Source organism: Flavilitoribacter nigricans DSM 23189 = NBRC 102662 (assembly GCF_002646595.1).
Lineage (GTDB): Bacteria > Bacteroidota > Bacteroidia > Chitinophagales > Saprospiraceae > Flavilitoribacter > Flavilitoribacter nigricans.
The window spans coordinates 1-9,595 of the sequence record NZ_PDUD01000091.1 but is presented as its reverse complement, the minus strand read 5'-3'; the positions used below and the strand labels follow the sequence as shown (position 1 = coordinate 9,595).

7 protein-coding genes are annotated in these 9,595 nt (G+C 46.3%); 5 read left to right on the top strand and 2 right to left on the bottom strand.

The genetic code is table 11. The features are described from left to right. The 4 genes from CRP01_RS41290 to CRP01_RS41275 all read left to right on the top strand — a co-directional run. Nucleotides 1-1,764, top strand: a 1,764-nt coding sequence (locus CRP01_RS41290; protein WP_143473770.1) for a BACON domain-containing protein, incomplete at its 5' end; no start/stop codon positions are given. A gap of 503 nt (nt 1,765-2,267) precedes the next feature. After that, entirely contained in the window at nt 2,268-2,786 is a 519-nt protein-coding gene (locus tag CRP01_RS41285) for a helix-turn-helix domain-containing protein (protein ID WP_222845947.1), read from the top strand. Further along, nucleotides 2,743-3,312 (top strand): IS630 family transposase, encoded by a 570-nt coding sequence (locus CRP01_RS41280; protein WP_099155969.1) that lies wholly within the window; start codon nt 2,743-2,745, stop codon nt 3,310-3,312. The genes CRP01_RS41285 and CRP01_RS41280 overlap by 44 nt, the downstream gene beginning before the upstream one ends. 56 nt (nt 3,313-3,368) lie before the next feature. Further along, complete coding sequence (locus tag CRP01_RS41275) at nt 3,369-3,854, top strand: hypothetical protein (protein WP_099155968.1); 486 nt, start codon at nt 3,369-3,371, stop codon at nt 3,852-3,854. Nucleotides 3,855-3,908: 54 nt separating this feature from the next. On the opposite strand, the gene CRP01_RS41270 is transcribed toward CRP01_RS41275, so the two are convergent. After that, nucleotides 3,909-7,007 (bottom strand): CHAT domain-containing protein, encoded by a 3,099-nt coding sequence (locus CRP01_RS41270; RefSeq protein ID WP_099155967.1) that lies wholly within the window; start codon nt 7,005-7,007, stop codon nt 3,909-3,911. 198 nt (nt 7,008-7,205) lie between these two features. On the opposite strand from CRP01_RS41270, the gene CRP01_RS41265 reads away from it, so the two are divergent. Continuing rightward, nucleotides 7,206-8,693 (top strand): hypothetical protein, encoded by a 1,488-nt coding sequence (locus CRP01_RS41265; RefSeq protein ID WP_099155966.1) that lies wholly within the window; start codon nt 7,206-7,208, stop codon nt 8,691-8,693. Nucleotides 8,694-8,781: 88 nt separating this feature from the next. On the opposite strand, the gene CRP01_RS43285 is transcribed toward CRP01_RS41265, so the two are convergent. Beyond that, nucleotides 8,782-8,916, bottom strand: a complete 135-nt coding sequence (locus CRP01_RS43285; protein ID WP_262510360.1) for a hypothetical protein — start codon at nt 8,914-8,916, stop codon at nt 8,782-8,784. Nucleotides 8,917-9,595 lie beyond the last annotated feature (679 nt).

Below are 9,595 nucleotides of genomic sequence, written 5' to 3'. Positions count from 1 at the left end.
AACCAAAGCATCAGCATCAGTGCCAACACGGACTGGTCGGCCTCGGATGATCGTAGCTGGATCAAGCTAAGCGCCACGTCGGGCTCGGGCAATAAGACCATCACGGTCACCTGCGACCCCAACCTAGACACGCAGGCTCGCTCTGGCAAGATGACCGTCTCTGGGGGAGGGATTTCGCTTACCATTACCGTTACGCAAAGTGCCCAGACGACCACATCACCCTGGACGATCACGGAAACCGGTGAAAATCATACAATTGTGATCCGAAAGGATTTTATGGCCACGATCGATGGTATGCCTATCTCCTCCGGTGATCTTGTCGGTTTTTTTTACGAACGCGACGGTACACTCTTTTGTAGCAATTATTTTATCTGGACAGGAAAGGCGACCTCCGTAGCTGTATACGGAAATGAGGCTGAGACTAGCTTGAAGGAAGGCTTTGATACGGGAGAGCGCTTCCGGATCAGGATCTACCGGGCGGCCACAGAAGAAGTTTTCGAAGCTAACCCCCAGTTTGCACCTCAGGGCACGGATGGAATCGTCACCCACCGGGATACTTACGCTAAAGATGGCCTGAGTATGTTGTTGAATGTATCGGCCAAATCGATAGCTATGCAGGAGATCGATCTCCAGACCGGATGGAATATGATCTCTTCCTACATCGTCCCCCAGGATCGTAATATGTTGCAGGTCCTCGCTCCGATAGCTGACCGGACTGCTCTGATTAAGAATGGGAAAGGGCAGAGTACTCTGCCCACTCTGGGGATTAACAGTATCGGGGACTGGCAGATCGTGGAGGGCTATAAAATCAAGGCTACTCAGAATACGACTTTGCGACTCGAAGGTCAGCGAATCGAAGCTGCCGATACTCCGATCCCCCTGCAAGAGGGCTGGCAGATCATCGCTTTCCTGAAGGATAGCCCTGCATCTATAGAATCTCAGCTGAATAGCATCAGGGATATCATAGAGGTCGTGAAAGACAACAAAGGAAATACTTTCTTGCCGGAGTATGATATTAATAATATTGGAGAAATGGAACCCGGACAGGGGTATCAGATCCGGGTGAGCCAGTCTGGAGTACTGGTCTATGACTCTGATTCACAACCTAAGCATGGTCCTGATTTTCCCTACGCTGTGCTGACACCTACCACTCATTTCCAACTGGGAGATCAATTCAACACCGGCAATAATGCAACTGTGATCTTCCCGGTCAATACGCTCGAAAAGCACCTAAGCATCGGGGATGAAATTGGAGTCTTCACTGCCGGAGGCGTACTCTGCGGTGCCGGCGTCGTGGCGGATGACAACCTGGCCATCACTGTTTGGGGTGATGATGCTTCTACCGAAATCATTGAAGGCATGCAGCCCGGAGAGGCATATGCTTTCCGATCCTGGCATGCCGATTCGGAAGAAGAAAATCAGCTTGGGGCCTCTTTTGCCTCCGGAGACGGCATTTACCAGGAGGATGATGTAGAAATAGTGGCTGCTCTCGATATTCTCAACGGATTGTTTGGCCGGACAACGGAGGTGTCTGCGCTTAAAGTCTATCCCAATCCGGCTACTGCCAGCGTATGGGTGAAATTGCCCGAGGGAGTCAAAACGCTCTCCCTCTACAATTCGCTTGGTCAACTGATCAAGCAGGAACCGGTAGAATGGTGTAAGGCCGATTACCCGGTGGACGTCAGTCGAATGCCCGCCGGAACTTATCAGCTGAGGCTTCAGGCGGGTAAAAGGATTTGGACAGCGAGGGTCATTGTAGAATAAATCCGGATTAAGATAGGGCATCCCTGTGAATTTGATATTCAATGGTTTATGGCCCAAAAAGAGGGCGTATTTCCTCGTTTTTGAAAGTTTTTGCTAAAACGGGATATTAGAATATTTTTGCATATGATTTTTTAGGAATTTCATGCAAAAAAAATCACCAAAAAACACACTCCTGTGTGGTTATAAGGTCAAAAGGTTGATTTTTTCAAAATTTAATATTGAAACATAATTTACAGGGATACCCTAAGATAATGCCCACTGGTAGGCATCAATCACCATAAGAGTCTCGGAAAGAGCAATGACTTAATCGGGAAGGGTGCCAATGCTTGGTTGCTACGGCTCACTCAAGCGTAAGCATCCTTTCCCAGATTACCTAGATGTCTATTAAACCACCAACCACGTATTATACTTTCTCAATTAGATCATTTCTGCTACTTTTCACTTTAACTAAGTATAAGCACATAAATAATGCAGGGTAGCAAAGAAATTGCTACCTTATGGTAATGAAGCCGATCAAAGTTGAATTAAAGGAAGATGACTTAAAAGCGCTAGAGCAATTATATCATCAAACCAAAGATGTTCGGATGCGCACTCGAGCCCAAATCATTCTTCTTAACGGAGAGCAGTGCCTGGTTGCCGGCGCCATTGCTTCAATCGTTCGGATGAATGAAGTGAGCGTCCAACGGATCCTGCACCGCTATCAAACCCAAGACATCGAAGGCTTGAAAGATGAACCCCGTAGTGGGCGGCCTCCCAAAATGACCGCAGCCTATTTAGAAAAGTTAATAGCTACAGTGCGCCGTCGTCCCAGGGCCCTAGAATTGGACTATTCGGTCTGGACCTTGGATTACTTAAGGGATTACATGGCTGAACAAACTGGAATATTATTGAGCCGGGAAACGATCCGGCGGCACTTGAAAAAAGCAGATATCACCTTCAGTCGGCCTCAACACAAAATAAGCAGTCCGGACCCGGACTATGAGGTCAAAAAAAAGCGATCGAAGAAGCCAGAGAACAGTTAAACACTTCAGATGCTTTCTTTACGCGGATGAATTCAATGTCATTTGGCAGCCTACTTTGAGAGCTATGTGGAGCCCTGTAGGCCAGCAGGTGATGGTTCGAACGCCAGGAAAACCAGCTAATCATTATGGCATCGGAGCGGTTAACTATCATACTGGAGAAACCTTTGTCATTTTTCGCAAACGCAAAAAACGGATTCAGATCGCTGAATTTCTCCGGCTATTGTTGAAACGCTATCCCGATAAAAGAATCATTCTGGCTTGGGATAACGTCTACACCCATAAAGATGGAGAGGTAGAAAAAGTAGAATTAGAATTCCCGGATCGCCTGAAATTACTATATCTACCAACTTATAGCCCTTGGCTGAATCCTATTGAAATGCTTTGGAGGCATTATCGAAGAGAAGTCACCCACTGCGAACTCTTTGAATCTGCTCAAAAATTGATCGATGCTTTAAAGAACTTTTTTCAAAAATATAATCGAACCCCGCAACGTATACTCTCCATTATTGGGAGTAAGGCTGCTTAATTTTTGGGGTTGTACTTAGTCTTATCTCCGGATGCGACCCTGTCTTCTGGGAGGCATTGGCTCAGGCTGCAGAACAACAGCAGCAGCAACAAAACAACTTTACGGCTTCAGCAGCCTACAATGAGGCAAGTTTTGAAGTGACGGCAATCCAGAATTTCGACTGGATCGCGGGACAAAGTAGTTGGATCCAGGCTTCAAAAACTAGACTGCTACAAACAACTTTAACTTTCAAGAATAACGGAAATTTTGTGGTTAGCTACCCCTGGGATACCAACAACTGGAAAGCAGTGTACGATACTGCAAGGGAAGCAGGTAACGGCAAATTTTCTTTCTTTGCTTCTGAGGCGTACGCTAATGAAGTTGGAGCCAGGAGTCTGGTCATCTATGGTACGCTGTTTATTATCGATGATCAGCCTTATGCTACTATAAGCTACGGGTCTGACAACAGAATGCAGGCAACTATTAATGACACCAGATTTCTCCATCAGGCGTCTAAAGCTTATACTTCTTCTGTAAGGTTGACGCTTGCCGGATATCGATAAACGAGCTCCAAGCTATTTTACGTTCTTTTTTTGGATGAATAGTAAATGATGGTTCTAAAACCCTTGCGTATCACCGATTACGATTACGCCAGCCCAAAAGCTGGGATGAGCCGCTGTGCCAGGGTGTTTGACTAGGTATTCCATCTTGGCGCTTTGCAGTGCCTCTTCCTTTGTTTTGCCTTTCTTCAGATTTTGATAAAAAGCAACCATCAATTCCTGCATACTTCGGTCATTGACCGGCCATAATGTCGTTACCATACTTTTAGCGCCGGCATAGGCAAAAGCCCGGGCCATGCTCACCATACCTTCACCGCGTTGCAACTCTCCCATACCGGTCTCACAGGCGGACAAGACAACCATGTCGGCATTCAGCGGAAGATTATAAAGGTCCCGTACGTACAGGAGTTCGTTATCCAGACTGTCCGACAGTGGAGCAAAAGCTAGATAGGAATAATCTCCCACCCGCGGATCGGCTTTACCGTGTGTGGCCAGGTGCAGGACACGATAATTGTAGGCCAGGTCCCAAAAGCGCTTCTTGGTGGCGGCAGCACCGTAAAGTGCATCGGTGGAGTAAATGTTCTGAATGCTGTCCAATTCAATTGTTGTGGCGGGTAGCCCCTTCAATATTTCACCCCGATTTTTGGTATCCCACCAATCACCCTGGTGGAAACTGGAAGTAGCGATTGAATCCAGATCTGCATAGGGAGCCATGGCCAGTATCTGCCGCTCCGGTATCCGACGATGCTGCTTTTGTATCATTTCCCGGAGCAGGGTAGCGGAGTAACTGTAACTGATCTGATAGTTGCGCATCACATAATCATAGGTCTCTGGACGGTACGGATTCTTCGGTTCGCGGGTAAGTAAGGCATCAAATGGTAAGTAGTTCAGTATGCCGTCGGGTATGATGATCAGTCGATCGGAAAGCTGCTCTGCAATCGGAGCCAGCAGTATGTCGTATAACCGATACGCGGCCTCGCTGTAGGCAGCTAGCGAATAGGGGTAGGGTTGTCGGATGTTTTGGCGTAGGGTTTCCACCCATTCGGAAAGTTGCGGGTCCACTGCTACTTCAATGACCTGATAGTCTTGAGGTTTTACCAGAAAAATAAATAGGGTACTGTCTCCCAGAAAATATTCTACAAGCGCCTGTCCGGGTTGTAATAGATCTCGTTGGATCTCCGTCACCGAAACGGTAGCGAGTTCATATTTCAGCCGGTAATAATTGGAATAATCTTTTTCAAACCGGCTTTTGAGCTGGTCGTAAACTTGCTGTAGATGAAATAACTCAGCTCGAATTGCCAATACCGTAGTATCCGTTTCGGACCGCCCTCCCATGAGCTGGGCCTGTCGCTGTTTCTCCAAATAAGTCATATCCATTCGCAGATCGTATTCTTTCTTCAAAAGACTGTCGGGAATGTCGGCAAAGTACAGCGCATCTGCTTCCTGCATAGCTTTGTACAACAACAGTGATTTGGAACGTTCAGATAAATCGAAGGATTCATATGCATATCTCACTGAGTCAGTCTGCTCGTATAGCAGTTGATTAGTTAGCAGGGCTGTCTCGAAAACGGTAGCATTAATCTGATCGAATATGGCCTTAAGCTCTGCTGTTTGGTCCTGCTGCTGGGCCAACATGGCGGCCAGCCACCGCTGATGATCGATATAGGATTGGTAGAGTAGATCGACTTTAGGCTGGTACCGGTGCTGCATAAAAGTAAATTGGGCGATCTCTCCTAGTGTTCCTACGGTTTGCCACAAGGAATTAACTTCTTCTAAAGTGCCGTTTTCTTTATAATTGAAGGCTTTGAGAGAGGCTTCAAAATAAGTAATAGCCTCCTCGGGACGCCCTTGTTTCCAGACGATTAGCGCCAGGTTTCTTAGAGATTCTCCGATTGAAGGATGTTGATCACCAAACAGTTCCCTACTGATCTGCAGCGCGGCCTGGTGCTGCTGGAACGCGTTATCGTAGTCTTTCAGCTTAAAATAGACATTACCGAGATTGTAGTGAGAGTTTCTGACCTCTAAATTGATTTCCCCTAGGCTTGCCTGCTGTATTTTAAGTCCTTGGTCATAATATTCAATGGCCTTGGAAAATTGTTCAATGTCTTCATAAACCATTCCCAGGTTATTCTTCATGCTGGCGATGAGGTAGTGCGTGGGCCCATAGATTTGCTGATTGATCTCTAAGGCTTTCTCGAAAAGCTGCTGGGCATTTTCCTGATCCCCCAGAAAGTTGTAAATGATGCCTAGGTTATTGTAAGAATTGGCGACTTCAGGATGATTCTCTCCAAATACGCTGATACGGATCTGGAGCGCATTTTCGTGGTAGCTCATAGCTTTGGAATAATCTCCTGTTGCTATCATCACCGCTCCTAAACTATTATAAGATAATGCGACTTCCGGATGGTTCGAACCGAAAATCGATTTTCGTATGTTCAAACCCTGAGTGTAATAATTCACCGCTTCCCGATAATATCCCTTTTTATCCTTACAGAAACCGATGTTGTTGATAAAAACAGCCACTTCCTGGTGTTGCTCTCCCAGTATGGGGACCAAAAGTTCATATCCCTTTATATAATAGGCCTCTGCCGAATCGTATTTCGCTGTATAGGAATAAACACCGCCTAAGCCATTATACACGGAGGCGATAGCCCTGTGATCTTTTACCGCTTGCCTGTTGTGGATATCGAGGGCCGACTTAAAACGTTTGACCGCCAAATCAAAATCTCCTTGATAAATAGCCAGTATACCTAGATCAGCCAGGGAAAAAGCCACCGAAGAATGCTGTTCGCCGAGTAAACTCAGGCGAATGGACAGTGCCTTGTTGTGTAGTTCGGCAGCGGTAGGAAAGTCACCAAGGTGCATTTTCAGCCTGCCCATCAGATAGAGGGCTTCCGCAAACAGAGGATGAAATTCTCCTAAACTAGCGCTGATTTTGCCTCGGGCTTCTGCAAAGGACTGTTCCGCTCCTGCAAAATCGCCCTGCTGAAGTTGGTTTTTCCCTAAAGCCAGCATTTCCTTTGCCTGGAGGGTATCCATAGCCGCAAGCGGTAGGCTGTCGCGCAGAACGTGCTCCCTCTGAGCGCTGGATATAGTTGGTAGAATGAAAGAATAGAGCAGCAGAAAAAGAAGGAATTGGACATTTTTTGAGATCATACTGTAGGATTTAGACTGACTTATTAAAAGCCCTGAGGCTGGGTAGGGTTAAAAATAATATAGGTATCCTTATTTTACAATCTAAAATGGATGTGATTTTCCCGTTATTTGAGTAGCCGATTACGGGCTAAGTGTGTGTGATTTGCTGGTAATAGTGAGGTTGCGAGCTGCTAAAGCCCCAATATCTATCCCGCGAAAATGAAACAAAATACTTATAAGATCCTGGAGATCATCCAGGCCCTGGACGAAGAGACCCTCAAGCAGGCGCGTCTTTATTTGCTTTCTCCGCTCCACTGCACGAATGAAAGCCTGCTTCGACTGTTTGATCATCTGGTCAAGCAAAAGGAGAAGGGGTGGGTTTTCCAAAAGGAAAAGGCCTATCGGGCGGTAGAGACCGAAAAAAAATATACCAATAAGGCCATTTCCCGCCTGATGTCTTTGCTAACCAAAGAACTGGAAGCATTTCTGGCTTGGCGCACCTATCGGACTGATAAGTACGCTCAGGAATTTTACCGATTACACGCCTGGCAGGAATTTCGGCTTGATAAGTTCTTCTTTCAGAATACCCGTCAACTGCAGCAGCAGATAGATGAGGGAGACCAGGGAGCCTTGTTTTACGAGAAATTTCTCTTGGCCAAAGCACTTTTTTTCCATCCGGCTACTGATAAGTACGATATTAGACGGGCGCAGTACCTCCAGATGATGCGGTTTATTGAACGCGATACGGTACTCAAAACACTGAAATTCGGTGGCGAATGGCTGCTCTACAAACGGGTAATCCAGGTCGAAAATGTGCCGCCTTTGCTCATTTCCCTGATCCGGGAGTTTGCTTTTATTGATGAGCCGGATTTTTCTATCCGATTTTTCGCCGGTATCCTGCAACTCTATGAACAAAACTCGCCGCCTGCTCATTTTACCGAGCTTTTCGCACTCCTGCAGCAACATTGGGGTATCCTGAGTTGGGAGGAAGCTGCACTGGCCGTTAAACTACTGATCAATTTCGCCGGCCCGAAGGCCGAGCAAGGGCAAGATTTTTATCTCGACCAGCTCTTTGCCTTGATCAAATGGGCTTTAGAAACCGAACTGTTTTTGGAAAAAGGCCGCATCACCGAAGTGCGCTTCACAAATGTGGTAGCGATCGCCGCCAAACTGAAAGCCTTTGGCTGGGCTCAGTCGTTTGTAGCTCAGTACAAATATCATCTGGTACTGGAAGAAAAAGAGGATATAGAGGGCGTGCTGGCACTGAATCAGGCGTATATACTCTACCATGAAGGATTCGTTAAATTGCCGGATACTGCTCTGCTGGAAGAGGCTTACCGCCTGCTGGCCAATACCCCTAAATCGACCGATGTAACCAATTTGCGAATCTATTCCCTGAGCGTCAGAGTATTGTTTGATCTGCTACTTTTTAGCGAAACCGAATTTTTCATAGAGCAGTTTTTTGCCGTGATCAAAAATTTTCGCTCCTTTCTGGGGCGGCAAAAAAAGATCAGTCGGATCAAAAAAACGGCCTACCGTGAATTTCTCGACTACATGGTTCAATTCGGTCGCTTTTGCCTGCGGCCGGATGCGACACCCGAAAGGATCCTACAATACCGTAGGGAAATAGCCAGTAAGGAGTTTTTTTTGAAGGATTGGCTGCTGACCAGGCTGGAGCACATTGCTCAACAAAAATACCGCCGTTGATGATCATTCTTAACCAGCCATATGCTAAATATAAAAGTAGTTGGGAGAATATCCCAACTACTTAGTTATGCCATATCTAGACAAGCGTTCAACCGCCGATCAACCAGTTGGCAATAAGATCGATGATGTCATCAATACCGATGGCCACTTGGTAATCCAGAATGGTGGCGGCAAAAGAAGAACTGGCAATGGCTCCCAGCCATTGGGCAATAGAATTTCCCATGATACAATGGTTTAAAGGTTTGGAAATAGCCGCTCAGGGGAGAGGCCGATTAAACCCCGCGCATCGTCCATGGCTGATGCCCAGGCAGAAAAGCATGCTTGTATCAATAGATATTACCAATAGAGTAGGGGAGGAACCGATGCCGTAGCACCTTTACTCTTTCCGTTACAACCGGCAAAAGCGGCTAACGAAATGCTTACTACTGGTACATCTTTTGATTTATATACTTAGTGAAGCCAAGGGTGGATTTGTCCGCTAATTCCGGACTTTTTTTAAAATTATATGGACTGCTGTGTGGTGGACAAAAGATCAGCTTTAACTCATTTAATGGCCAACCTGCCCGGACGTGCCTGTACCGTGAAAGAGAATCTGCCTGCTTCGGTATGGGACTTTTATACGCGCTTGGATGGTATAAAAGATATTAGGATAGACATGAGCATAGAATGGTGCTTTGGAGTGGCTATGCTGCGACGAGACCGTAATATTGGATAGAGGCCGGTTTAGCAAAAGGATATGGAGCTTCTAAGTACAATGCTTACTAAAACGGCAGCCTAAAAAGCAAACATGAGTCATCGTACATTGCGATTGAACCCAAAATAGTGAAAGAATATTAGAATAAGAGTAGGAAGAGCGAGATAAGGCCGATGAGTCACCTGCTTCAAAAAGCCGTTCGGTATGT

What these genes read in the sequence shown, in the direction of transcription:
- CRP01_RS41280 (WP_099155969.1), top strand. Translation starts at nt 2,743, where the DNA reads ATGAGGTCAAAAAAAAGCGATCGAAGAAGCCAGAGAACAGTTAAACAC.
- CRP01_RS43285 (WP_262510360.1), bottom strand. Translation starts at nt 8,916, where the DNA reads ATGGGAAATTCTATTGCCCAATGGCTGGGAGCCATTGCCAGTTCTTCT.
- CRP01_RS41265 (WP_099155966.1), top strand. Translation starts at nt 7,206, where the DNA reads ATGAAACAAAATACTTATAAGATCCTGGAGATCATCCAGGCCCTGGAC.
- CRP01_RS41270 (WP_099155967.1), bottom strand. Translation starts at nt 7,007, where the DNA reads ATGATCTCAAAAAATGTCCAATTCCTTCTTTTTCTGCTGCTCTATTCT.
- CRP01_RS41285 (WP_222845947.1), top strand. Translation starts at nt 2,268, where the DNA reads ATGAAGCCGATCAAAGTTGAATTAAAGGAAGATGACTTAAAAGCGCTA.